General features: G+C 61.8%; 21 protein-coding genes. 8 read left to right on the forward strand and 13 right to left on the reverse strand.

Going from position 1 to position 23,442, the window contains the following annotated elements:
* Positions 1 to 27: 27 nt before the first annotated feature.
* Complete coding sequence (gene leuS, locus M5B98_RS19350; protein WP_248743666.1) at positions 28 to 2,634, reverse strand: leucine--tRNA ligase; 2,607 nt, start codon at positions 2,632 to 2,634, stop codon at positions 28 to 30.
* Positions 2,635 to 2,888: 254 nt separating this feature from the next.
* On the opposite strand from leuS, the gene M5B98_RS19355 reads away from it, so the two are divergent.
* Together M5B98_RS19355 and M5B98_RS19360 are read left to right on the forward strand one after the other, a co-directional pair.
* On the forward strand, positions 2,889 to 3,212 hold the full coding sequence (locus M5B98_RS19355) for a hypothetical protein (RefSeq protein ID WP_085712273.1): 324 nt from the start codon (positions 2,889 to 2,891) through the stop codon (positions 3,210 to 3,212).
* A 105-nt stretch (positions 3,213 to 3,317) separates the two neighbouring features.
* Positions 3,318 to 4,097, forward strand: a complete 780-nt coding sequence (locus M5B98_RS19360) for a YdcF family protein (RefSeq protein ID WP_248743667.1) — start codon at positions 3,318 to 3,320, stop codon at positions 4,095 to 4,097.
* A 35-nt stretch (positions 4,098 to 4,132) separates the two neighbouring features.
* Here M5B98_RS19360 and lnt read toward each other — a convergent pair whose 3' ends face one another.
* The 5 genes from lnt to miaB form a co-directional block, all read right to left on the reverse strand.
* Entirely contained in the window at positions 4,133 to 5,656 is a 1,524-nt protein-coding gene (lnt, locus tag M5B98_RS19365; protein WP_248743668.1) for an apolipoprotein N-acyltransferase, read from the reverse strand.
* Between the two features lie 15 nt (positions 5,657 to 5,671).
* Positions 5,672 to 6,511 (reverse strand): HlyC/CorC family transporter, encoded by an 840-nt coding sequence (locus M5B98_RS19370; RefSeq protein ID WP_007909641.1) that lies wholly within the window; start codon positions 6,509 to 6,511, stop codon positions 5,672 to 5,674.
* A gap of 5 nt (positions 6,512 to 6,516) precedes the next feature.
* Positions 6,517 to 7,011 (reverse strand): rRNA maturation RNase YbeY, encoded by a 495-nt coding sequence (gene ybeY / locus M5B98_RS19375; protein ID WP_085712270.1) that lies wholly within the window; start codon positions 7,009 to 7,011, stop codon positions 6,517 to 6,519.
* Complete coding sequence (locus tag M5B98_RS19380) at positions 7,004 to 8,008, reverse strand: PhoH family protein (protein WP_011336084.1); 1,005 nt, start codon at positions 8,006 to 8,008, stop codon at positions 7,004 to 7,006. The genes ybeY and M5B98_RS19380 overlap by 8 nt, the downstream gene beginning before the upstream one ends.
* A gap of 123 nt (positions 8,009 to 8,131) precedes the next feature.
* Positions 8,132 to 9,460, reverse strand: a complete 1,329-nt coding sequence (miaB, locus tag M5B98_RS19385; RefSeq protein ID WP_248743669.1) for a tRNA (N6-isopentenyl adenosine(37)-C2)-methylthiotransferase MiaB — start codon at positions 9,458 to 9,460, stop codon at positions 8,132 to 8,134.
* 134 nt (positions 9,461 to 9,594) lie between these two features.
* Here miaB and M5B98_RS19390 point away from each other — a divergent pair, with 134 nt between their 5' ends.
* On the forward strand, positions 9,595 to 9,924 hold the full coding sequence (locus M5B98_RS19390; protein WP_007958692.1) for a DUF1820 family protein: 330 nt from the start codon (positions 9,595 to 9,597) through the stop codon (positions 9,922 to 9,924).
* A 30-nt stretch (positions 9,925 to 9,954) separates the two neighbouring features.
* On the opposite strand, the gene M5B98_RS19395 is transcribed toward M5B98_RS19390, so the two are convergent.
* The 4 genes from M5B98_RS19395 to M5B98_RS19410 form a co-directional block, all read right to left on the reverse strand.
* Positions 9,955 to 10,509: a tetratricopeptide repeat protein gene (locus M5B98_RS19395; protein ID WP_248743670.1), complete on the reverse strand. Its 555-nt coding sequence runs from the start codon at positions 10,507 to 10,509 to the stop codon at positions 9,955 to 9,957.
* Between the two features lie 225 nt (positions 10,510 to 10,734).
* A complete protein-coding gene (gene hemL, locus M5B98_RS19400) occupies positions 10,735 to 12,018 on the reverse strand; it encodes a glutamate-1-semialdehyde 2,1-aminomutase (protein WP_085712269.1) in 1,284 nt (427 codons plus the stop codon).
* A 10-nt stretch (positions 12,019 to 12,028) separates the two neighbouring features.
* On the reverse strand, positions 12,029 to 12,652 hold the full coding sequence (thiE, locus tag M5B98_RS19405) for a thiamine phosphate synthase (protein ID WP_248743671.1): 624 nt from the start codon (positions 12,650 to 12,652) through the stop codon (positions 12,029 to 12,031).
* A gap of 18 nt (positions 12,653 to 12,670) precedes the next feature.
* A complete protein-coding gene (locus tag M5B98_RS19410) occupies positions 12,671 to 13,468 on the reverse strand; it encodes a hydroxymethylpyrimidine/phosphomethylpyrimidine kinase (protein ID WP_085712267.1) in 798 nt (265 codons plus the stop codon).
* Between the two features lie 304 nt (positions 13,469 to 13,772).
* Here M5B98_RS19410 and M5B98_RS19415 point away from each other — a divergent pair, with 304 nt between their 5' ends.
* From M5B98_RS19415 to M5B98_RS19430, 4 genes are all read left to right on the forward strand, one after another.
* Complete coding sequence (locus M5B98_RS19415) at positions 13,773 to 16,121, forward strand: hybrid sensor histidine kinase/response regulator (RefSeq protein ID WP_248743672.1); 2,349 nt, start codon at positions 13,773 to 13,775, stop codon at positions 16,119 to 16,121.
* A gap of 95 nt (positions 16,122 to 16,216) precedes the next feature.
* Complete coding sequence (locus M5B98_RS19420) at positions 16,217 to 17,866, forward strand: acyl-CoA dehydrogenase family protein (RefSeq protein ID WP_114885722.1); 1,650 nt, start codon at positions 16,217 to 16,219, stop codon at positions 17,864 to 17,866.
* 171 nt (positions 17,867 to 18,037) lie between these two features.
* Positions 18,038 to 19,537, forward strand: a complete 1,500-nt coding sequence (gene amn / locus M5B98_RS19425; RefSeq protein ID WP_162130486.1) for an AMP nucleosidase — start codon at positions 18,038 to 18,040, stop codon at positions 19,535 to 19,537.
* Between the two features lie 70 nt (positions 19,538 to 19,607).
* Positions 19,608 to 20,243 (forward strand): pseudouridine synthase, encoded by a 636-nt coding sequence (locus tag M5B98_RS19430; protein WP_248740497.1) that lies wholly within the window; start codon positions 19,608 to 19,610, stop codon positions 20,241 to 20,243.
* Here M5B98_RS19430 and M5B98_RS19435 read toward each other — a convergent pair.
* Together M5B98_RS19435 and M5B98_RS19440 are read right to left on the reverse strand one after the other, a co-directional pair.
* Positions 20,238 to 20,447, reverse strand: a complete 210-nt coding sequence (locus M5B98_RS19435) for a DUF2788 domain-containing protein (RefSeq protein WP_003228500.1) — start codon at positions 20,445 to 20,447, stop codon at positions 20,238 to 20,240. The two genes, M5B98_RS19430 and M5B98_RS19435, sit on opposite strands and share 6 nt — an antisense overlap.
* A 106-nt stretch (positions 20,448 to 20,553) precedes the next feature.
* Entirely contained in the window at positions 20,554 to 21,033 is a 480-nt protein-coding gene (locus M5B98_RS19440) for an Lrp/AsnC family transcriptional regulator (protein WP_007909658.1), read from the reverse strand.
* A gap of 455 nt (positions 21,034 to 21,488) precedes the next feature.
* Between M5B98_RS19440 and M5B98_RS19445 the strand changes: the two genes are divergently transcribed.
* On the forward strand, positions 21,489 to 22,541 hold the full coding sequence (locus M5B98_RS19445; RefSeq protein ID WP_248743673.1) for a DUF6515 family protein: 1,053 nt from the start codon (positions 21,489 to 21,491) through the stop codon (positions 22,539 to 22,541).
* On the opposite strand, the gene M5B98_RS19450 is transcribed toward M5B98_RS19445, so the two are convergent.
* Entirely contained in the window at positions 22,535 to 23,431 is an 897-nt protein-coding gene (locus M5B98_RS19450) for a cation diffusion facilitator family transporter (RefSeq protein ID WP_248743674.1), read from the reverse strand. The two genes, M5B98_RS19445 and M5B98_RS19450, sit on opposite strands and share 7 nt — an antisense overlap.
* Between the last annotated feature and the right edge of the window lie 11 nt (positions 23,432 to 23,442).

The following is a 23,442-nucleotide window of genomic DNA, read 5'->3' on the forward strand; positions in this document are numbered from 1 at the left end:
GCCAGGCAGACCCGGCGTCCGATCCAATTAGCTGGCGACGATATTGACCAGTTTCCCGGGCACTACGATCACTTTGCGAATAGTCAGGCCGTCGACGAAGCGCAGCACGTTTTCGTTGGCACGAGCAGCGGCTTCGACTTCTTCACGGGTCGCGGCGGCCGGCATTTCGATCTGGCCGCGCAGTTTGCCGTTGACCTGAATGACCAGGGTCAGGCTGTCCTGCACCAGCGCGCTTTCGTCCAGCACTGGCCAGCCGGCGTCGATCACCGGATCGGCGTGGCCCAGGCGATTCCACAGTTCATGGCTGATGTGCGGTGTGATCGGTGCCAGCAGCAGGGTCACGGCCTCAAGGCCTTCGTGGATCAGCGCGCGGTCCTGCTCGGTGGCTTGGGCGGCTTTCTCCAGCACGTTCATCAGCGTCATCACCTGGGCGATGGCGGTGTTGAATTTGTGGTTCTGGCCGACGTCATGGCTGGCCTGCTTGATCGCCTGGTGGATCGCACGACGAACGACTTTCTGCTCGTCATTCAGGCCGGCGATGTCCAGTTTGCCCGGCAGGCCCTGGGTGACGTGGGCCTGAGCCAGACGCCAGACGCGCTTGAGGAAGCGGTGCGAGCCTTCCACGCCGGAGTCGGACCATTCAGCGCTCATGTCAGGTGGCGAAGCGAACATCATGAACAGGCGGCAGGTGTCGGCGCCGAACTGATCGATCATCGATTGCGGGTCGACGCCGTTGTTCTTCGACTTGGCCATCTTCTCGGTGCCGCCGATTTCCACCGGCAGGCCGTCGGATTTCAGTTTGGCACTGATGACCTTGGCCTTGCTGTCGCGTTCGAGTTCCACGTCCGCCGGGTTGAACCAGGTGTAGGCGCCGTTGGCTTCACGACGATAGTAGGTCTCGGCGACCACCATGCCCTGGGTCAGCAGGTTCTTGAACGGCTCGTTGGAACTCACCAGACCTTCGTCGCGCATCAGCTTGTGGAAGAAGCGCGCGTACAGCAGGTGAAGAATGGCGTGTTCGATACCGCCGATGTACTGATCCACCGGCAACCAGTGGTCGGCTGCGGATTTTTCCACCAGGCCGCCTTCGAAGTGCGGCGAGGCGTAACGGGCGTAGTACCAGGACGACTCGACGAAGGTGTCCATGGTGTCGGTTTCACGCTTGGCAGGCTGGCCGCATTTCGGGCAGCTGCATTCGTAAAACTCGGGCATGCGCGCCAACGGCGAACCGGCGCCGTCCGGCACCACGTCTTCCGGCAGTACGACAGGCAACTGGTCTTCCGGCACCGGCACGTCACCGCAGGCATCGCAGTGGATGATCGGGATCGGGCAGCCCCAGTAACGCTGACGGCTGATGCCCCAGTCGCGCAGACGGAACTGGGTGCGCGAGGCGCCAAGGTTTTTCTTGATCAGCGCGACTTCCATGGCGTCGAAGGCGCCAGCGAAGTCCAGGCCGTCGAACTCGCCGGAGTTGATCAGCGTGCCGTGCTCGCCGTAGGCGTCCTGCCACGGAGCCGGGTTGGTTTCACCGGAGCTGGTGCGAACCACGGATTTGACCGGCAGGTTGTACTTGTGAGCGAACTCGAAGTCGCGCTCGTCGTGAGCCGGCACAGCCATGACCGCGCCATCGCCGTAGTGCATCAGCACATAGTTGGCGACCCACACCGGCAGTTTTTCACCGGTCAGCGGGTGCTCGACGAACAGGCCGGTCGGCAGGCCTTTCTTCTCTTGAGTGGCGACGTCGGCTTCGGCGACGCTGCCGCCCTTGCATTCGGCGATGAACGCTTGCAGCTCAGGGTTGTTCTTCGCGGCGAGAGCGGCCAGGTGGTGCTCGGCGGCCACCGCAACATAGGTTGCGCCCATCAGGGTGTCCGGACGGGTGGTGAAGACTTTCAGGGTGCCGCTTTCACCGATCGAATCGACGTTGTACGGGAACTGCACTTCCATCCCGCGGGACTTGCCGATCCAGTTGCGCTGCATGGTCTTGACCTGTTCCGGCCAGCCGGTCAGTTCGTCGAGACTCTCCAGCAACTCATCCGCATAAGCGGTGATCTTGAAGTAGTACATCGGGATTTCGCGCTTTTCGATCAGCGCGCCGGAACGCCAGCCGCGACCGTCGATCACCTGTTCGTTGGCCAGAACGGTCTGGTCGATCGGGTCCCAGTTCACGGTCCCGTTCTTGCGGTAGATCACGCCTTTTTCGAACAGGCGGGTGAACAGCCACTGCTCCCAACGGTAGTAATCAGGCTTGCAGGTGGTGACTTCGCGGGACCAGTCCACCGCCAGGCCCAGGCTGCGCAGCTGGGATTTCATGTAGGCGATGTTTTCGTAGGTCCACTTGGCGGGGGCCACGTTGTTCTTCATCGCGGCGTTTTCCGCCGGCATGCCGAAGGCGTCCCAGCCCATCGGTTGCAGAACGTTCTTGCCGAGCATGCGCTGGTAGCGGGAGATCACGTCGCCGATGGTGTAGTTGCGCACGTGCCCCATGTGTAGCTTGCCGCTGGGGTAAGGGAACATCGACAGGCAGTAGTAAGTCTCCTTGCCTGGCTGTTCACTGACTTCAAAGGACTTTTGCTCGTCCCAGAACGACTGGGCGGCGGCTTCGATTTCACGGGGCTGATATTGTTCGTGCATGGCTACTTTTGTACTGGATAGGGGTGGCCTAATCCTCTTCAATGCGACATCCGGAGCGGGCCGGACGGGCTGGAAGTGGAGTTACAGGAAGCGCCGTAGCATACATGACCGCGCTTGGCCTAGGGAAACCCTGATTGCAGCCGTTTGACCCGTTGAAATCGCGGCGAGGGCCGTTGGTCGCGGCGTGCAGCCGGTTTGTGCAGCGAAGCTAAGCTCTAACTGGGGAGTGAGTCTTATCTTCAATGAGGTGAGGGATGGTGGAGTCACAGCAAAGAAACATAACCAAACCCGAGTTGTACGAGCGGTTGATCGATCGTCTGGGAATGGCCCTGGACGCGGCAAAAACCGCTGGACGGCTGCGCGACGAGCGCCCCCTGGAGCTGGAATTGCGTGGCTTGAGCCCCGCCGAGTTCAATCTGGTCAAGGCTTATCTGGATCGCAGTGAGCGTGAAACCCACGGATACCTGTCACAGGCAGTGAAGCAACTCGATGCAGCCCATTCGGCCAAGGTCATCTGGCTCAAGGACAAGGCACCGGGCAGAGAGACCGTAAAAGTACGAACCCTGCAGGCCAAGTAAACGCATGGCAGGTCAAAAAACGGATCTTTTTCAACGGGATCCGACCCTACTGGTTGTCGCGTCGTATCAACCCACTTAGGCTTCGGGCATCTCTGGAGATGCTCGATGCCTTTTCGTTATTTCATTAAACAACTTCTGTTGCCGCCCGGCCTTCTTTTGCTGCTGTTGCTCGCCGCCTGGTGGTTGCGACGTTCGCGGCCGCGACTGGCCGGGCTGTGCTTCGTTCTGGGTTTTGGCGGCTTCCTGCTGATGAGCCTGCCGGTGGTCGTGCAATGGGGCGCCAAGGCCCTGGAACGCGAGCCGCCGCTGGCCCGGGACTCATGGACAAGCCTTGCGCAACGCGCTGATGCGATTGTGGTGCTGGGCTCAGGTCGCGAGCGCGGAGATCTGGCCTGGGGCGACGATCAGCCAACCGGTGTCGGACTTGAGCGACAGCGTTATGCAGCGCGGCTGGCCAAGGCCTCGGGGTTGCCGATTCTGACCAGCGGCGGCCTGCATTACGGTACACCGCCGACTGAAGCCAAGTTGATGGCCGATTCGTTACGCGATGATTTCGGTGTGACCGTGCGTTGGCAGGAAGGGGAGAGCCGCACCACCTGGGAAAACGCTGCCTTCAGCGCCAAGATGCTGCTGCCGGAAGGCGTCAAACGCATCGTGCTGGTGACCCAGGCCTGGCACATGCCGCGTGCGGTGTGGAGTTATCAACAGGCTGGATTCGAAGTGGTGCCGGCACCGGTCGGTTTTCTTGGCACCGACAATGCCCGGCCGTTCGGCGGCTGGCTGCCGGAGTTCAAGTCGATCTGGCAGAGCGGGCAGTTGTTGAACGAGGCGGTGGGGCAGATCGGTTATTCGCTGTTCTACCGAGGGGATGACAGCGCCGATTGATCACTCCCGCGCAGAACGCGGGAGTGAGCAGGTTTTCAGAGGGTCTTGGACATCCGGTTGGTCATCAGCGCCCAGCCAAACAGCACTACGCAGAGGATGATCAACGGCCACGAGCGCCACTGCAGATACGGCGTCAGGTTGTGCATCGGCACCACTTCACCGTAGAGCACGCCTTGTTCGAACTGCGGAATGCGCTCGGTGATCTGCCCGAACGGGTTGATCAGGCCGGTCACGCCGTTGTTGGTCGCACGAATCATCCAGCGCCCTGCTTCAAGCGCACGCATCTGTGCCATCTGCAGGTGTTGCAGCGGGCCGATGGAGGTGCCGAACCAGGTGTCATTGCTGATGGTCAGCAGCAGATCGCTGTGTGCCGCCAGACTTGCAGCGAACTCCGGGTACACCACTTCGTAGCAGATGAACGGCGCAATCTGATAACCCTTGGCCTGCAATAGCGGCTGATCCGCAGGACCACGGGCGAAGTCGGACATCGGCAGATCGAAGAACGCGATCAGCCCGCGCAACAGGTCCTGCAACGGAACGTATTCGCCGAACGGCACCAGTTTCTGCTTCAGATAGGTGCCGTCGCCTTCGCCGACCACGGTAATGCCGTTGAAGAAGCGTTTTTCGTGACGCACTGTCTGGCGGATCGGCACACCCGTGATCAGTGCCGATTTACGCTCGGCGGCGAAGGTGCCCATCATGTTCAGGTAACCCTCGGCGGACTCCTTGAGCACCGGGACGGCGGTTTCCGGCCAGATCAGCAGATCCACCGGTTTCGAACGGAAACTCAGGTCACGGTACAGCGCCAGTTGCGCGTTGAGCTGCGCCGGGTCCCATTTCATGCTTTGTTCGACGTTGCCTTGGATGGCGGCAACGGTCAGCGGTGCGCCGGACGGACTGGTCCAGGCGTGGCCCTTCAGCGCGATACCCGCTACCCATGGACCGATCAGCAATACCAGGCCTGCGGCGATAAAGCCTTTGCGACCGGTCTGCAACAGGCGTGGTGCGTTGTAGATCAGCGCGGCGGTCAGCGCCAGGACGAACGACACCAGCCACATGCCGCCCACCGGCGCGAGCCCGGCCAGCGGGCCATCCAGCTGGCTGTAACCGGAATACAGCCACGGGAAACCGGTGAGGAACCAGCCACGAAACGCTTCCTGACCAACCCACAACGCCGCAAAGGCCAGGGCATCGGCCAGCGGCGCCTCGTTGCGACGCAGCCAGCGCGCCCACAGCCAGGCAGGCAGGGCGAAGAACCAGGCAATGGCCGCCGTGAAAATCAGCATCAGGAACCCGGCCAGCAGCACCGAAGCGCCGCCGAAGTGGTGGATGCTGTAGTAGATCCAGCTGGTGCCGGCGCCGAACAGGCCGAAACCGAAGCACCAGCCGCGACCCAGCGCCTGGCGCGGGCTCAGCTCGCGCAGGCCGGCATAGAACAGGCCGACCGCCAGCAGGGCCAGCGGCCAGAGATCGAACGGCGCGAGAGCGAAGGTGGTGATTGCACCGGCCGCCACGGCCAGCAGGTTACCGGGCCAGCCGGGGCGGGTTGTCCAGCGCATTTCTATCCTTAATGGTTACCGGGCGATTGGCGTGAGTCGCAGCAGATGAATCCGACGGCTGTCGGCGTTCAGGATGCGGAAACGATAAGCGCCGATTTCAGTGATTTCGTTGCGTTTTGGCAAGTGCCCGAACGCGCTCATCACCAGCCCGCCGACGGTGTCGAACTCGTCGTCGGAGAATTCGCTGTCGAAGAACTCGTTGAAGTTCTCGATCGGCGTCAGGGCCTTGATCAGGAAATCACCGCTGGGCAGCGGCTTGATGTAGCTGTCTTCTTCGACGTCGTGCTCGTCTTCGATGTCGCCGACGATTTGCTCGAGCACGTCTTCGATGGTCACCAGACCCGCCACACCGCCGTATTCGTCGATGACGATGGCCATGTGGTTGTGGTTGGCGCGGAATTCACGCAGCAACACGTTCAGACGCTTGGACTCCGGCACGAACGTGGCCGGGCGCAGCAGGTCCTTGATGTTAAAGCTGTCGCCGTTCTCCTTGAGGATCAGCGGCAGCAGATCCTTGGCCAGCAGCACGCCCATCACGTCGTCATGGCTTTCGCCGATGACCGGGTAGCGCGAGTGGGCCGAGTCGACCACGGCAGGGAGAAATTCGCGGGGTGTCTGGGTCGCCTTGATGCTGATCATCTGCGAGCGCGGCACCATGATGTCGCGAACCTGCAGGTCAGCCACCTGGATGGCGCCTTCGACGATGGCCAGCGCTTCGCTGTCCAGCAGTTTGTTCTGATGTGCATCGCGCAGCAGCTCCAGCAGCTCCTGGCGGTTCTTCGGCTCGTGGGCAAAAGCCTGGGTCAGTTTACCCAGCCAGGACTTCTGCCCGTTGCTCGATCGATCTTCGCTCATAGCGATTACTCTGAATCCTTTGTTGTAACGATAGGGGATGTTTCGGTTTCGTCGTCCGCGTATGGATCGGGATAACCCAATTCGGCAAGCAACTCGCGTTCCAGTGCTTCCATTTCCTCGGCTTCCTCGTCATCTATATGGTCGTAACCAAGCAGATGCAAGCAGCCGTGAATGACCAGATGTGCCCAGTGGGCCTTTAGTTCCTTGCCCTGTTCGGCCGCTTCACGCTCAACCACGGCCACGCAGATCACCAGATCGCCCAGCAATGGAATGTCGAGAAACTCGTCGGGCACTTCGGCGGGAAAGGACAGGACGTTGGTCGCGTAATCCTTGTGGCGCCAGGTGTGATTCAGTTCGCGGCCTTCTTCTTCGTCGACCAGACGAATGGTCATTTCCGAATCGGCGGTACGCTGGCGCAGGGCCAGTTCGCACCATTGGCGGAATTCGGCTTCGGTCGGCGCAGACGCTTCGGTCGCGATTTGCAGGTCAAGCTCAAGCATCGTGGCGAGTGTCCTTTGGCGCTTCATCGGCCAGGCGCGTTTCGAAGCGCTCGTAGGCTTCGACGATGCGTTGCACCAGCGGGTGGCGCACCACGTCTTTGGGCTGGAAGTGGGTGAAGCTGATACCCGGCACATCCTTCAGGACTTCGATGACGTGATGAAGTCCGGACTTGGTGCCACGCGGCAGGTCGACCTGAGTGATGTCGCCGGTGATTACGGCGGTTGAGCCGAAACCGATCCGGGTCAGGAACATCTTCATCTGCTCGACGGTGGTGTTCTGGCTTTCGTCGAGAATGATGAAACTGTTGTTCAGCGTGCGACCACGCATGTAGGCCAGCGGTGCGACTTCGATTACCTGACGTTCGATCAGCTTGGCCACGTATTCGAAGCCGAGCATTTCATAGAGCGCGTCGTAGAGCGGGCGCAGGTACGGGTCGATCTTTTGCGAGAGGTCGCCGGGCAGGAAGCCGAGTTTTTCACCCGCTTCGACCGCCGGACGCACCAGCAGAATGCGACGGATCTGCTCGCGTTCCAGCGCATCAACGGCGCAGGCCACGGCCAGATAGGTCTTGCCGGTACCGGCCGGGCCGATGCCGAAGTTGATGTCGTTGCCGAGGATTTCCTTCACGTAGCGCAACTGATTCAAGCCGCGTGGGCGAATCATGCCTTTCTTGGTGCGCAGGGCGACGGAGGCTTCAGCGGGGGCGTGGTTGTCCAGTTGCTCGACGGCCGATTCCTGGAGGAACAGGTGAACCGTATCCGGCGACAGCTCTGAACCCTTGGTTTCCCGGTACAGGCGGCGAATCAGGTTTTCCGCGGAAGTGGTGTGCTTGGGTTCGCCGATCAGCTCGAACTGATTGCCGCGGTTGCGGATCTCGATGGCCAGGCGCTGTTCGATCAGGCGCAGGTGTTCGTCGAACTGCCCGCACAGATTGGCGAAGCGGCGAGCCTCAAAAGGCTCGAGGATGAAACGATGAGGTTCTATGGGTGCGTTCAAGGTCGTATTTAGCCGCCCTGGGGCAATTGGGATGAAATCAAGGATAACGCCAGTGGCGTGGGTGCGAAAGCTCTTAAAAAGCCTGGCCCCGATTCAGCCCTCTGGCGCGGTCTCCTTGCGGTGTTACTGGATCAGCGAGCCGCGCAGCGAGTGCGGTTGTGCCGCGTCGATATGCACGTCGGCGAACTGGCCGATCAGGGTCGGATTATCGCAGCGGAAGTTGACGATACGGTTATTCTCGGTGCGCCCTTGCAGCTCGCCAGGGTCTTTCTTCGAATAATCGGTCACTAGAATCCGCTGGACTGAACCGACCATTTGTCGGCTGATCTCGAAGCCTTGCTGATTCAAACGGTGCTGCAAGGCGTTCAGGCGTTCTTTCTTCAGTTCTTCCGGGGTGTCGTCGGCCAGGTCGGCCGCCGGGGTGCCCGGACGCTGGCTGTAGACGAACGAGTAGGAAAAGTCGAAGCCGACATCGGCAATCAGCTTCATGGTCTGTTCGAAATCTTTCTCGGTTTCCCCCGGGAAGCCGACGATGAAGTCCGAGCTGATGCAGATACCCGGCACCGCCGCGCGCAGTTTGCGCAGTTTGGATTTGTACTCCAGCGCCGTGTGGTTGCGTTTCATGGCCGCCAGGATCCGGTCCGAACCGGACTGCACCGGCAAGTGCAGGTGCTTCACCAGTTCCGGCACTTCGGCGTGGGCCTGGATCAGACTGTCGGAGAACTCCAGTGGATGCGACGTGGTGTAGCGGATGCGGTCGATGCCATCGACCGCCGCGACAACGCGGATCAGTTCGGCCAGATCCGCCAGGCGACCGTCATGGGTCAGGCCGCGATAGCCGTTGACGTTCTGCCCCAGCAGGGTCACTTCACGCACGCCGTTCTCGGCCAGGTGGATGATCTCGGCGATCACGTCGTCGAACGGCCGGCTGACCTCTTCGCCGCGGGTGTAAGGCACCACGCAGAACGTGCAGTACTTGCTGCAGCCTTCCATCACCGACACGTAAGCGCTCGGGCCATCGATGCGCGGCTCGGGCAGGTGGTCGAACTTTTCGATTTCCGGGAACGAGACGTCCACTTGCGGCAGCTTGCTGATGCGCGCGGCGTCGATCATTTCCGGCAGCCGGTGCAGGGTCTGCGGGCCGAACACCACGTCAACGTACGGGGCGCGATCACGGATCGCCGCGCCCTCCTGGCTGGCCACGCAACCGCCGACGGCGATGACCATCTCCGGGTTGGCCAGTTTCAGTTCGCGCCAGCGGCCGAGCTGGGAATACACCCGGTCCTGGGCGCGTTCGCGGATCGAACAGGTATTGAGCAGAATCACGTCGGCGTCTTCTGCCCGCGCCGTGACTTCCAGGGCCTGGTGTTCGCCCAGCAGATCGACCATGCGCGAGCTGTCGTACTCGTTCATCTGGCAACCGTGGGTTTCGATGTAAAGCTTCTTGGCCATGGAATAGGGTCGTCACGTGGTTCAAAGAACCGCGCATTATAGGGAACATGTCCCCAGGTTCCTACCGTTGCGCGTCCGGTGGCTATGCTATAGTTCGCGCCCTCATTTTTACCCCGATGTGTTGTCCGCCCGCCATGACCAAACGCGAAGCTCCAATCTACAAGGTGATTTTCCTCAACCAGGGCCAGGTGTTCGAAATGTACGCCAAGCAGATCTATCAAAGTGATCTGTGGGGCTTCCTGGAAGTGGAAGAGTTCGTCTTTGGCGAGCGCACCCAGGTGGTCGTCGACCCGAGCGAAGAGAAGCTCAAGGCACAGTTCGAAGGCGTGGTGCGCAGCTTTGTGCCGATGCATTCGATCGTGCGCATCGACGAAGTGGAACGCCTCGGCACGCCGAAAATCAGCGAAGCCCGTGGCGGTGTTGGCAATGTCATGCCGTTCCCGGTACCGATGCCCGAGAAGTAAGCGGGGCGGGAAAAGGCGCTACGACAGAAGCTACGGCAGGGGCGAGAACGGTGTGCGCCCGTCGGCGCTCTGCAGTTCCATCAGGTATTTGCGGAAAATTTGCCCGAGCACCTGGGTTGCGGTTTCCAGGTCTTCGCGGGACATTTTTTCAGACACTTCGTCGGCGGTGTCGAGCGCGTCTTCGGCGCCGTTGACTGCGGCCATCTTCAGCACGATGTAAGCCTGAATGTTGTTGGCCTGCACGCCTTCGCCGTGGAAGAACATGGTGCCGAGCTTGAATTGCGCCTGGGCGTGGCCTTGCAGCGAGGCCTTCTCGAAATAGCTCAGGGCTTGATTGAGGTCGCGCGGCGCATTCTTGCCGTCGTAGTAGAACTCACCCAACTCGTATTGCGCTTGCGCATCCCCTTCATCCGCTGCCTTTTGGCAGGCGGCGAGGGCCTGCGTGACATCTTGCGGCTGAGTATTGAGGGTGCAGCGACCCATCGCCGGGATCAACAACGAGTTGCCGCCTGCTTGTGCATGTGCGAGCAGCGGCTGAAGGAGCAACAGGCAGCCCAAGGTAAGGGTGCGGCCGGTGCGGTTCATGGGAATCGACTTACCTCTGAAGGGCGCGCGGACCCGTCGAGGGATCCAATAAGCGCGCATTATGAAATAAGCAGGGGCCACCTTACAAAGTCTTTACTCGATTTTCTGCTGTGTGGGGAATATATCACCCGGTTTGCGGGAGATTTTTGGCAGAAGCGTCGGAGAAAACGCTGGAATGTAGGTGAAAGCTGACGCTGGCAATGGCCAACGTCAGCGATCAAGCCATTACTTCAGTTTGGCGAACGCGCGCTCGGCGGCGTCGAGGGTCAGTTTCAGTTCCGCTTCGCCATGGGCGATCGAGGTGAAACCGGCTTCGAATGCGCTCGGTGCCAGGTATACGCCACCTTCGAGCATCAGGTGGAAGAAGCGACCGAACAGCGCTGCATCACTGGCCATCACATCTTCGAAAGTAACAATGTCGTCAGCGCCGCTGAAGTACAGACCGAACATGCCGCCGGCCTGGGTGGTCACGAACGGAATGCCCGCTGCGTCAGCGCGTTGTTGCAGGCCGTCGAGCAGGCGAGTGGTGTAGTCGGTCAGCTCGGCGTGGAAACCCGGACGGCTGATCAGACGCAGGGTGGTCAGGCCGGCGGCCATCGCCAGCGGGTTGCCCGACAGGGTGCCTGCCTGATAGACCGGGCCCAGCGGTGCGATGCGCTCCATGATCGAACGCTTGCCGCCGAAGCAGCCGACCGGCATGCCGCCACCGATGATCTTGCCGAAGGTGGTCAGATCCGGGGTCACGCCGTAGTAAGCCTGGGCGCCGCCGAGGGCCACGCGGAAACCGGTCATCACTTCGTCGAAAATCAACACCACGCCGTGCTTGTCGCACAGGCTGCGCAGGCCTTCGAGGAAGCCCGGCGCCGGCGGCACGCAGTTCATGTTGCCGGCTACCGGCTCGACGATGATGCATGCGACGTCCTGGCCGACTTCGGCGAGCATTTTTTCAACGGCGTCGATGTCGTTGAACGGCAGGGTCAGGGTGTGTTTGGCGAATGCTGCCGGCACACCGGCCGAGCTTGGTACGCCCTGGGTCAGTGCACCGGAACCGGCCTTGACCAGCAGGCTGTCGGAGTGACCGTGGTAGCAGCCTTCGAACTTGATGATGCTGTCGCGGCCGGTGAAACCACGGGCCAGACGGATTGCGCTCATGGTCGCTTCGGTGCCGGAGCTGACCATGCGCACCATTTCCATCGACGGCACCAGCGAGCAGACCAGGTCGGCCATCTCGGTTTCCATCGCGGTCGGCGCGCCGTAGGACAGGCCGTGCTGCAACTGGTTACGCACAGCGTCCAGCACGTCCGGGTGGCTGTGGCCGAGGATCATCGGGCCCCAGGAACCGACGTAATCCACATAACGCTTGTTGTCTTCGTCGGTGACGTAGGCGCCTTCGGCGTGCTTGAAGAACAGCGGCGTGCCGCCGACGCTCTTGAACGCGCGAACCGGCGAGTTCACGCCACCGGGAATGTGTTTCTGGGCGTTGGCAAACAGGGTTTCGGAACGAGACATGATCGGGCTCTCAGACTTTTAGTAATTCGTTGAATGCGCGGGCGCGGCGGGTCACTTCGGCGGTGCTGTCGGCGCCGAACAGGCCATGGACCACGGCCAGCAGATCGACACCGTGGGCCACCAGCGGCGCGGCGTTGTCGAGGGTGATGCCGCCAATCGCGCAGATCGGCAGGTGCAAAGTGCGTTTGGCCTCGTCGAGCAGGTCGAGGCTGCAGGTCGGCGCGCCGGGCTTGGTGTTGGAATTGAAGAAGCGACCGAAGGCGACGTAGCTCGCGCCTTCTTTGGCGGCCTGTTCGGCCAGTTCGAGTTGCGCGTGGCAGGTCGATCCGATGATCGCTTTCGAGCCGAGCAGAGCGCGGGTCGGCGACAGCGGGCCGTCGGTCTGGCCCAGATGTACGCCGACGTTCAGGCGTGCGGCCAGTTCAGCGTCATCGTTGATGATCAACTGGGTCTTGTAGCGTTCACACAGATCACGCAAGGCCACGGCCTCACGCAAACGGCGGGCTTCGTCGCTGCTCTTGTCGCGGTATTGCAGGAGAGTGACGCCGCCTTCCAGCGCCGCCTCCACGTACGGCAGAAACTTGCCCGCCAGCAATGGACCGTCGGTAATGGCGTACAGGCCACGTAGTTTCATCAGGCAGACCTCACGACGTTACGAGCAGAAATCCAGCGGCAGGCGACGCGGCACGAACTGGCCTTTGCCCAGCTGTTCGGCATCGCGCAGGGTGCGCCAGGTGTAATCCAGCGCGGTACGCACGGCGCTGGCCAGGTTTTCGCCCTGCGCCAGTCGACCGGCAAGGGTGCTGGCCAGGGTGCAGCCGGAGCCGTGGTAGCTGCCCGGCAGGCGCTGGCACTTGAAGGTTTCGCGCAGGCCGTCACGGCTGTACAGGCGATTGTGGATTTCGGTTTCGTCGCCGTGGCCGCCGGTGATCAGCAGGTTCTTGATGAACGGCAACAGTTTTTCAGCACACTCGTCCGCGGTGCCTTCTGGCAGTTCGGCGAGGATCCGGGCTTCGGGAAGGTTGGGGGTGGCGATGATCGACAGCGGCAGCAGGCGTTCGCGCATGGCGTAGCCGACTTCGTCCTTGCCCAGGCGTCCGCCGCCGCCGGCGCGCAGCACCGGGTCGCAGACCACCGGCAAGTGCGGGTGCGCCTGGAGCAGTTCGACAACGGTGTCGACCATTTCCAGGGAACCGAGCATGCCCAGTTTCACTGCCGCGACTTCGGAATCGTTGAGCACGGCATTGGCCTGGGCCAGTACCCACTCACGGTCGAGGACGCGAAAGTCAGTGACGTTGACGGTGTCTTGCACGGTCAGGGCGGTGACGGCCGGAGCCGCATGGCAACCCTGAGCGAGCAGGGCTTCGATATCTGCCTGCAGGCCGGCGCCACCACTGGGGTCGTGGCCGGAGAGACAGAGGACAACGGGGCGGGAGCTGTAGATATTCATGGTGCGCGAGCTTACCACCAAACCTGTTTTTCGGGTGTTGTGGCGCAGCGCTTGGCCGATAACCTCGATAACCGGATCCGCAAGGGTTGTAACAATCTGACCAAGCCAACAGCTCTAGCTCGGTGTTTTGCTCTGAAACGCCCGTTCTAGAGCCTTTGTCAGAAAAATTTCCATGGTGCTCAATGGCCATCAACGGCTATGCTAGAGTGGATCCAAACCAATAACAGGTAATACCGGTTTTACGTCATCTCAAAGGGAATGGGGGGCTTCCTGACACAACCGGACAAGCCACGCTGGGGCTTCAATGCGCTATTTGTTGATGTTGCTGTTCTGTTTGCCCCTCCTGGCAAACGCCGTCGAGTTCGACGAGTTCACCCAGAGCCTCCCCCTGGGTCGATCCCTGCAAGTGTTCGAAGACCCGAGCGGTCAGGCGAGCATTGCCGACGTCCGCGCGCAGGCCGCTGCCGGACAATTCAAAAAACACGATAAAGCCACGCTCAATGCCGGTTACTCGCGCTCGGCGTTCTGGCTGAAGATCGACCTGCATTATCGTCCGAGCAATCCGGCGGCGCAGCGTACCTGGCTGCTGGAGCTGGCCTATCCGCCGCTCGATCACCTCGATCTGTATCTGCCCGATGCCGCCGGCGACTATCGCCTGGTGCGCCAGACCGGGGACGCGTTGCCGTTCGCCAGTCGCGAGATCCGGCAGAACAACTACCTGTTCAACCTCACGTTCAAGCCTGATCAGCAACAGACCGTCTACTTGCGGTTGTCCAGTGAAGGCTCGATCCAGGCGCCGGTGACGTTGTGGTCGAGCACCGCGTACCTCGAAGACCAACCGGTGCGCCTGTATGTGCTGGGCCTGATTTATGGAGTACTGCTGGGGATGCTGGTCTACAACCTGTTCATCTACCTCAGCGTGCGCGACACCAGTTACCTCTATTACATCTTCTATATCGGCTCGTTCGGCCTTTATCAGCTGTCGGTAAATGGCGCGGCGGTCGAGTATTTCTGGCCGGACAATCCATGGTGGACCAACGCCTCGACGCCATTCTTCATTGGTTGCGCAGGTCTGTTCGGCAGCCAGTTCGCCCGCAGCTTCCTGCAGACCAAAAACCACAGCCGCTGGCTCGACCGGCTGTTGATCGCCCTGATCGTGTTCGGCGCGCTGGTTATCGGTCTGTCGCTGATGACCAGTTACGCCCTGGCTTTACGCCTGGCGACTACCCTGGCGCTGACCTTTACCGTGGTGATCTTCGCCGCCGGGATTCTCGCGTGGTGGCGCGGTCTGCGCGTGGCGCGCTACTTCATCATCGCCTGGTCGGCGTTTCTGCTCGGCGGGATCGTCAACACGATGATGGTCCTGGGTTTTCTGCCTAACGTGTTCCTGACCATGTACGCCAGCCAGATCGGCTCGGCCATCGAAGTGGCGCTGCTGTCGCTGGCGCTGGCCGACCGCATCAACGCGATGCGTGAACAACAGGCGCAGACTCTGTTCGACGCCGGCCAGAAACTCGAAGTGCTCAACCAGCAACTGGCCCACAGCAACAAGCTCAAGGACGAGTTCCTCGCGACCCTGACCCACGAACTGCGCACGCCGATGAACGGGGTGATCGGCTCGCTCGAGTTGATGCAGACCGTCGAACTGGACCCGGAACTGGAGCAATACCAGCAGACCGCCGCCGGTTCGGCCCGGGACATGATGCGCATGGTCAACGGCATCCTGACCCTGACCGAATTGCAGGCCGGCAAGCTCAAGGCAACGCCGGGCAGTTTCAGCCTGCGGGCGGTGGTCGAGGCGCTGCGCGTGCAGTTCGACGGCAATGCGTCGAGCAAGTCGCTGGACTTCAAGGTCGACGTGCTGCCGACCCTGCCGGACCGCCTGCATGGCGACAGCGCCAAACTCGCGCAATGCCTGGAATGCCTGCTGGAGAACGCGATCAAGTTCACCCGCGTCGGCGGTCTCGCTTTGCGGGTTACTGGCAAACCGTCGACGGACAATCGCTTGGCGCTGTCCTTTGCGGTGATCGACACCGGCATCGGCTTTACCGATCTGGGCGAAGCCACGCTGTATCAGCGCTTCTTCCAGCTCGACGGTTCCATGACTCGCGAATACGGCGGCCTGGGCGTCGGTCTGGCGATCTGCCGACAACTGGTGGAATTGCTCGGCGGCAAACTCACGCACCGTTCCGAGCCGGGACGCGGCAGTCGTTTCCAGCTGGACGTCGAGTTCGAGTTGCCCGCCGTCGAAGCCGCGCCGGCGCTTGTTCGCGATGCGATACGCGCACCGCAGGACTGCACCGTGTTGCTGGTGGACGACAACAGCGTCAATCAATTGGTGATGCGCGGGATGTTGCTCAAGCTCGGTTTCCGCGTGCGCACCGCCGACCACGGTGCCGCAGCCCTCGAATGCCTGCAGCGCGAAGCGTTCGATGCGGTGCTGATCGATTGCCAGTTACCGCCGCTCGATGGTGCGTCGCTGTGTTGCCAGATCCACGACCTGCCGGGTTGCGCCAACCTGCCGGTGTTCGTGATCGCGCTGGGGGCGGATCGAGAGCATTGCGCTTCCGCCGGCTCGATCGATTACCTGAGCAAACCGGTGAAATTCGAAGACTTGCAGGTCGCGATGCAGCGGCGGGTATTGAGTTGCTGACAGGGTGAAAGCGCCGGCATTTAGGCCGATATGACACTTTGATCGGTCCGGAGGCGGTGCTTAACTGAAGCTCTGGCCGATCAAGGAGCCCCGTCATGAACCTGCATCAGTTCGCCGAAACCCACGAAGTGACCAACCAGCCACCGTCGCTGGACGGCACCAACCTGTACCGCATCGACCTGCCGTTGCAGGAGTGGTCGCGGCGGTTCGGCGCCGGCTGGGCCGAGTCGCGGATCGATGCCTACGGCGCATTGGCCGGCGGGCCGCTGATGGAGGCCGGGTTCCTCGCCAACCAGAACAAACCGGTGTTCGCCAGTCATGACCGCTACGGTCATCGCATCGATCTGGTGGAGTTTCACCCGGCGTATCACGAGCTAATGCGCACGGCTATCGAACATGGCCTGACGTCGTTGCCCTGGGCCCATCCACAGGATGGTGCCCATGTTGCCCGAGCCTCCATGAGCTATCTGCACAGCCAGGCCGAGGCCGGCAGCGGTTGCCCGTTGACCATGACTTTCGCCAGTGTCCCCGCGATGCGCTTGCAGCCGGATCTGGCCGAACAGTGGTTGCCGAAAATCCTCGCCACCGAATACGACCCGCGCAATGTCGGCATGGCCCACAAGGCGGGCGTGACCATTGGCATGGCGATGACCGAGAAACAGGGCGGCACCGATGTGCGGGCCAATACCACCAAGGCTTATCCGGTCGGGGCCAGCGGCCCGGGTCAGGCTTATGAGCTGGTGGGTCACAAGTGGTTCTGTTCGGCGCCGATGTGCGATGCGTTCCTCACGCTGGCGCAGACCGACAAGGGCCTGACCTGTTTCCTGCTGCCGCGCCATCGCCCGGACGACACGCGCAATCAGTTCTACATCCAGCGCCTGAAAAACAAACTCGGCAACCAGTCCAACGCGTCCAGCGAAGTGGAATTCCGTGGCGCGCTGGCGTGGATGGTCGGTGAAGAAGGGCGCGGCGTGCCGACCATCATCGAGATGGTGGCCATGACGCGCTTCGATTGCATGGTCGGTTCCAGCTCGCTGATGCGTCAGGCCCTGACCCAGGCCAGCCATCACTGCGCCCACCGCAAGGTCGGCGGCAAATTGCTCAGCGAGCAACCGCTGATGCAAAACGTGCTGGCCGATCTGGCGCTGGAAAGCGAAGCCGCGCTCGCGTTGAGCCTGCGTATGGGCAAGGCTCTGGATCATCTGAATGATCGCCATGAAGCGCAATTCGCCCGACTGGTGACGGCGGTGGGCAAGTACTGGATCTGCAAACGCGCGCCGGGGATGATCAACGAAGCGGCCGAATGCATGGGCGGCGCCGGGTATGTCGAAGACAGCATTCTGCCGCGCCTGTACCGCGAAGCGCCGGTGAACTCGACGTGGGAAGGCTCCGGCAACGTGCAATGCCTCGATGTGTTGCGCGCACTGTCGAAAGAGCCGGGTGTGCTGGATGTGCTGTTCAACGAACTGGGCGACGGCCATGGCGACAAACGTCTTGCAGCGCATATCCAGCAGTTGCAGGCGTCGTTCAAGGACACCAGCGACATTCAATACCGTGCGCGGCAACTGACCGAAGACATCGCTCTGGGGTTGCAAGCGAAGCTGTTGCTGGAGGCCGGGAATTCGGCGGTCAGCGATGCGTTTATTGCCAGTCGCCTGAGCGGGGGCGGTCGGGTCTACGGCGCGTTGCCCCGTGGGCTGGATGTCGAAGCCATCGTCGCCCGTTCGACGCCGCAAGGTTTCTAAAACACCCTGTGGGAGCGGGCTTGCTGGCGAAGGGGCCGGTGCATTCAACATCAATGTTGGCTGTGCTGACGCCTTCGCGGGCAAGCCCGCTCCCACAGGGCCCTTATGTACCTGTCAGATTGATGAATAGCCACAACGCCACTGTTTCCGTGAAGCCACGATGCAGGCAAGATGAAGCTCTGCAAGTCAGAACACAGGAAGCTGATCGTGACCGAAGCGTTTATTGTCGTTCAAACCGCCGAACAAGCCGTGGATCGTCTGGCCGAGCTGCATGAGCGGGCCACCACGGCGCTGAACTCGGCGCTCAAGCGTTATCTCAAGGACCGCGTCGAGCCCGACGCCGAGCAACGTGCCCTGTTCCGTTATCCCGAACTGCGTCTGACCTACCACTGCCAGGGCGAAGTCCCGCAGACCACCCGCGCCTACGCCAAGGTGCAGCTGCCGGGCACCTACAGCGTGACCGTCACCCACCCGGCGGCGTTTCGCAAATACCTGCTGGAGCAGCTCACGCCGCTGATGCACGACTTCACCGTGACCGTGGAAGTCGGGGTCAGCGAGCAGAACATTCCGTACCCTTACGTGGTCGAGCAGGGCGATGAACTGGCCGGCTCCGGCGTCACCGCCGCCGTACTGGCGCGAGTGTTCCCGAGCACCGACCTGTCCGCCGCCACCGATGGCATCGCCGATGGTCTCTATGACTGGGAAAACACCGATCCACTGCCGCTGGCACTGTTCGATGCGGCCCGCGTCGACTTCTCGCTGCGTCGTCTGGTGCACTACACCGGCAGCGACTGGCGCCATGTGCAGCCGTGGATCCTGCTGACCAACTACCACCGTTATGTCGACCAGTTCATCGTCCATGGCCTTGAGCAACTGCGCCGCGACCCGCGCTTCGTGCGCATGGTGCTGCCGGGCAACGTGATCATCGAAAAGGGCATGGATCACGGCGAAGCCTCGGCGATTGCGGCCGGTGTGGTCTGGCACCGCTACCAGATGCCGGCCTATCACCTGATCGCCAGCGATGGCCACGGCGTGACCCTGGTGAACATCGGCGTCGGCCCGTCCAACGCCAAGAACATCACCGATCACCTCGCGGTGCTGCGTCCGCATTGCTGGCTGATGATCGGTCACTGCGGTGGCCTGCGTCAGTCGCAGACCATCGGCGACTATGTGCTGGCTCACGCTTACATGCGTCGCGACGGGATTCTCGACCGGGTGGTGCCGCCGAATATTCCGATCCCGGCCCTGGCCGAAGTGCAACTGGCACTGCAACAAGCAGCGGCCAACATCACCGGCGAGAAGGGCGAAGAGCTGAAGAAGCGCCTGCGCACCGGCACCGTGCTGACCTACGACGACCGTAACTGGGAATTGCGCTGGGCCCAGGAGCGACCGCTGATCAACCTGTCCCGCGCCGTGGCGGTGGACATGGAAAGCGGCACCATTGCCGCCCAGGGTTATCGCCTGCGGGTGCCGTACGGCACGTTGCTGTGTGTTTCGGACAAACCGCTGCACAGTGAAATCAAGCTGCCGGGTTCGGCCAACGCGTTCTACGAGCGCGCGGTCAGCCAGCACTTGAAGATCGGTATCGAAGCGGTGGACCTGCTGCGCACCGAACTCAACTCGCTGCACTCGCGCAAACTGCGCAGCTTCGACGAACCGCCGTTCCGCTGATTTGTCGATGGTCATTTAACGGTCGGGCTACTAGCATTAGCAGTCCTGACCGTTAGATGTTCTTTTCGCCATGTCCCGTCCTCAACGTCCACCTTCCCGCCGTCCCGGCGCGAAGCCAGTTTCTTCAGCCCCGCGCCGTGTCGCCAAGGCGCCACCGGCCGAGCCGAAGCTGATTCTCTTCAACAAACCGTTCGATGTGCTGACGCAGTTCAGCGACGGCGAAGGGCGGGCGACGCTCAAGGATTACATCGATGTTCCGGGCATCTACCCGGCCGGGCGGCTGGATCGTGACAGCGAAGGTTTGCTGTTGCTGACCAACGACGGCCAGTTGCAGGCGCGGATCGCCGACCCCAAGCACAAGCTGGCGAAAACCTATTGGGTGCAGGTCGAAGGCGTGCCGACGGCCGAGCAGTTGCAGCGCCTGCGTGACGGTGTCGAATTGAATGACGGCATGACCTTGCCCGCCGAAGCGCGGCAACTGGATGAGCCTGAGCTGTGGCCGCGCAATCCGCCGGTACGCTTTCGCGCGACCATTCCGACAACCTGGCTGGAACTGGTGATTCGCGAAGGGCGCAACCGCCAGGTGCGGCGGATGACGGCGGCGGTAGGGTTGCCGACGTTGCGGCTGGTGCGGGTCAGGATTGGTGACTGGACGATCGAAGGGCTCGATCAGGGCCAGTGGAAAGAAGTGCCGGCGCGCTTATAAGGCGCCGGATTCGATCAGGCCGATCACCACACTCTTGATGATGAACGCGGCCACGCCCAGGCCCAGCACGAAGAACAGAATGAACGAGCCGAAGCGCCCGGCCTTGGACTTCTTCGCCAGATCCCAGACGATGAAACCCATGAAAATGATCAGGATGCTGACCAGGCCGGTCATCATCCACTCTTCAAATACTGCTGGATCCATCGGGCATCTCCGGCGCTGTGCGGCTGAAAGGGCGGCCGGGAGTATACGCCAGCGGCGAACGACGCAGCATTGACCTGCGTCGGTGTGCCGCAGTCATTCGTCGATTTCAGCTACGCAAATGAGTCAGCGGCAGCTCGGTGCTGTTGAGTACCTGATTCAGCACAAAACTCGAGCGCACGCTGGTCACGCCTTCGATCCGGGTCAGGTGCCCCAGCAGCAGCTTCTGATAGTGATCCATGTCCGGCACCACGACCTTCAGTTGATAGTCGGCATCGACCCCGGTCACCAGGCTGCATTCAAGCACCTGCGGCAAGGTGCGGATCGCCGCTTCGAAGTTCTCGAAACGCTCCGGTGTGTGCCGGTCCATGCCGATCAGTACGTAGGCGGTCAGGCTCAGGCCGAGCATCTTGCGGTCCAGCAGGGCCACCTGGCGCGAGATGTAGCCGTCGTCCTCCAGTTGCTTGACCCGGCGTGAGCACGGGGAGGGCGACAGACCGATGCGCTCGGCCAGTTCCTGGTTGGAGATGCGGGCGTCGCGCTGCAATTCCGCCAAAATGCTCAGGTCGTAACGGTCGAGTTTGCTCATCAAACGGTCCTTGGTTCTAACTATTGCGGCGGATTATCTATCCAGGGTTAAAAATTGCGCAAGTGATGTTTAATTGAGCAATCTTCGCAATCATCTGTCGCGGCCTCAGGCCTATTCTTATCACCAGAATCACTGCTCGGTAACACAGTCCACTGCGGCCCGCCCAATCAGGCCCGCCGCGGCCGCCGCCCCCACCGGGGACGTGCCGGCCCCCGAGCTGCACACTGTCCAGAAGACGGCGTGAGGTGAGCCGACGTCAAAAGCGTCGAGCCAGGACGAAGTTCTCTAGAAGGGAGGCCGACGGGTCTCCCTTTTTTCTTGCCCGCAATTTGGCCTCGCTCGCTCAATAAATAAATGGCGTGACTGATAACCTGTTGCAGAACCCGGTGTGCCCATTCCCGGTCTTAGCTACAAACCCTCTTAATTACAGGGTCCGGCCCGCAGTGAGGAATTTCATGAAGTCGCGTATCTGGCGTCTGGCCAGTGTAGGTTTGCTGTGTGTGAGTGTCTGCGCCCAGGCGCTGGCCGATGAGCCGCAGAATCGCGGCCCCGAGGGTGGCGGTCGCGAGCGGGAACATCAGGGCCACAACGAAGGCCGTGAAGGCAACAACCAGCCACGTCCACAAAACCAGCCGCAGCAGAATCAGCCGCGGCCGCAGAACAACGAGATCATTCGCGGCGACAACAGCCGCCAGTTCGAGCACAACGGTCAGCAGCACAACAATGGGCAGTGGCAGAACCACGACCAGAACCGTCCGGCCTACAACCCCAACCCGGTCCGCCAGCCGCCACCGCCACCACAACTGCCGGCCAACAGCCTGCCGATCCAGCCGCGTCCCGACACCGTGCGCCAGACCCAGGAACCGCGTCAGGGCTACTACCGCGACGAGCGCCCGCAGAATGGCTACCACCAGAACTGGCAGACCGGCAACCGGCCCGATGACCGTCGCTGGCCGGGTCGCCCCGACGGGCATGGCAACGGTTGGGGCCCCGGCCCGCAATATCGGCCGGGCCATGTGATCGACCGTTTCCCGGATCGTGACTTCCGCGTGCCGTATCGTGGCCAGGATTATTTCTTCTCCGGCGGCTACTGGTATCGCCCGCAAGGTCCGCGATATGTCGTGGTTCAGCCGCCACGGGGGATCCGCATCCAGTACCTGCCGGATTACGCCCGCGAAGTGTGGATCGGCGGTTCGCTGTTGTTCCTGGCGGCAGGCTCGTATTACGCCTATCAGGAAGCGACCCAGGATTACGTAGTGGTCGAGCCGCCGGTGCAGCAGCCTCCGCAACCGACCAGCAACGGTTATGACGTGGAAGCCTATCCGGCCAACGGCCAGTCGCCGGAGCAGGTCCAGCAGGACGGCTACCAGTGCTACCAATACGCGGTGCAGCAAAGCGGTTTCGATCCGCGCACCGCGACCTATCAGCCCGCACCCGAAGTGGTGCAGGCCTACCGTCAGGCCCAGGGCAATTGCCTGAGCAGCCGCGGTTATCAGGTCAACTACTGAGCCCTGGCGGTTTTCACCACTTCCTGCGGGTCGGCGTGCACCAGCACTTCGGCCCGTGGGTAAGCGGCGTGGATCGCATCGGCGGCCTGATCGCTGATGCCGTGAGCGACTGACAGCGTCAGCTCCGCCGGCAATTCCAGGTGCAACTGGACGAACCAGTGATTGCCGGAAATCCGCGTACGCAGGTCATGGGCGCCCAGCACACCCGGCACGCCGCACGCCAGTTCGAGCATGTGCTGACTGACATCCACCGGCAGCTCTTCATCCATCAGCACCGAGAAACTTTCCCGGGCTATCTGGATGGCGCTCCAGAGGATGTACACGGCAATCCCCAGACCAAACCACGCATCCAGTTGATGAAAGCCCAGACCCGCCAGGATCAGGGCGATCAGGATGCTGCCGTTGAGCAACATGTCCGAACGGTAATGCAGCGAGTCCGCGCGCACGGCGTTGGAGCCGGTCTGCTTGATCACCCGGTGCTGCAACATCAACAGCGCCGCTGTCAGTACCAGCGAAAACACGATCACGCCGATGCTGATCCAGGGCGCGCCGAGCGGTTCCGGTTGCTGAATGCGTTCATAAGCCTGAAACGCAATCAGCACCGCACTGCCGCCAATGAACAGCGCCTGCGCCATGCCCGCCAGGGATTCGGCCTTGCCGTGGCCATAACGGTGATCGTCATCCGCCGGGCGCAGCGCGTAGTGCACCGCCAGCAGATTGAGCAACGAAGTGACGCCATCGAGGGCCGAGTCGGTGAGGCCGGCGAGCATGCTCACCGAACCGCTCAGCCACCAGGCGATGGCTTTGGCGATGATCAGCGTACAGGCCACCGCCACCGAGGCGCGGGTCGCCAGCCGCAGCAGGCGGGCGTGTTCGGGGCTTGTGGTCATGGGTGCGTTGA

It is taken from the genome of Pseudomonas sp. MWU12-3088, assembly GCF_023242405.1.
In the GTDB taxonomy this organism is placed as follows: domain Bacteria; phylum Pseudomonadota; class Gammaproteobacteria; order Pseudomonadales; family Pseudomonadaceae; genus Aquipseudomonas; species Aquipseudomonas kribbensis.

Coding starts and splice junctions, on each gene's coding strand:
- M5B98_RS19415 (WP_248743672.1), top strand. CDS start 13,773: ATGCGCTATTTGTTGATGTTGCTGTTCTGTTTGCCCCTCCTGGCAAAC.
- lnt (WP_248743668.1), bottom strand. CDS start 5,656: ATGCGCTGGACAACCCGCCCCGGCTGGCCCGGTAACCTGCTGGCCGTG.
- thiE (WP_248743671.1), bottom strand. CDS start 12,652: ATGAAACTACGTGGCCTGTACGCCATTACCGACGGTCCATTGCTGGCG.
- leuS (WP_248743666.1), bottom strand. CDS start 2,634: ATGCACGAACAATATCAGCCCCGTGAAATCGAAGCCGCCGCCCAGTCG.
- miaB (WP_248743669.1), bottom strand. CDS start 9,460: ATGGCCAAGAAGCTTTACATCGAAACCCACGGTTGCCAGATGAACGAG.
- M5B98_RS19355 (WP_085712273.1), top strand. CDS start 2,889: ATGGTGGAGTCACAGCAAAGAAACATAACCAAACCCGAGTTGTACGAG.
- M5B98_RS19445 (WP_248743673.1), top strand. CDS start 21,489: ATGAAGTCGCGTATCTGGCGTCTGGCCAGTGTAGGTTTGCTGTGTGTG.
- M5B98_RS19360 (WP_248743667.1), top strand. CDS start 3,318: ATGCCTTTTCGTTATTTCATTAAACAACTTCTGTTGCCGCCCGGCCTT.
- hemL (WP_085712269.1), bottom strand. CDS start 12,018: ATGTCTCGTTCCGAAACCCTGTTTGCCAACGCCCAGAAACACATTCCC.
- M5B98_RS19435 (WP_003228500.1), bottom strand. CDS start 20,447: ATGGATCCAGCAGTATTTGAAGAGTGGATGATGACCGGCCTGGTCAGC.
- M5B98_RS19450 (WP_248743674.1), bottom strand. CDS start 23,431: ATGACCACAAGCCCCGAACACGCCCGCCTGCTGCGGCTGGCGACCCGC.
- M5B98_RS19370 (WP_007909641.1), bottom strand. CDS start 6,511: ATGAGCGAAGATCGATCGAGCAACGGGCAGAAGTCCTGGCTGGGTAAA.
- M5B98_RS19395 (WP_248743670.1), bottom strand. CDS start 10,509: ATGAACCGCACCGGCCGCACCCTTACCTTGGGCTGCCTGTTGCTCCTT.
- M5B98_RS19440 (WP_007909658.1), bottom strand. CDS start 21,033: ATGAGCAAACTCGACCGTTACGACCTGAGCATTTTGGCGGAATTGCAG.
- M5B98_RS19390 (WP_007958692.1), top strand. CDS start 9,595: ATGACCAAACGCGAAGCTCCAATCTACAAGGTGATTTTCCTCAACCAG.
- M5B98_RS19410 (WP_085712267.1), bottom strand. CDS start 13,468: ATGAATATCTACAGCTCCCGCCCCGTTGTCCTCTGTCTCTCCGGCCAC.
- M5B98_RS19420 (WP_114885722.1), top strand. CDS start 16,217: ATGAACCTGCATCAGTTCGCCGAAACCCACGAAGTGACCAACCAGCCA.
- M5B98_RS19430 (WP_248740497.1), top strand. CDS start 19,608: ATGTCCCGTCCTCAACGTCCACCTTCCCGCCGTCCCGGCGCGAAGCCA.
- amn (WP_162130486.1), top strand. CDS start 18,038: ATGAAGCTCTGCAAGTCAGAACACAGGAAGCTGATCGTGACCGAAGCG.
- ybeY (WP_085712270.1), bottom strand. CDS start 7,011: ATGCTTGAGCTTGACCTGCAAATCGCGACCGAAGCGTCTGCGCCGACC.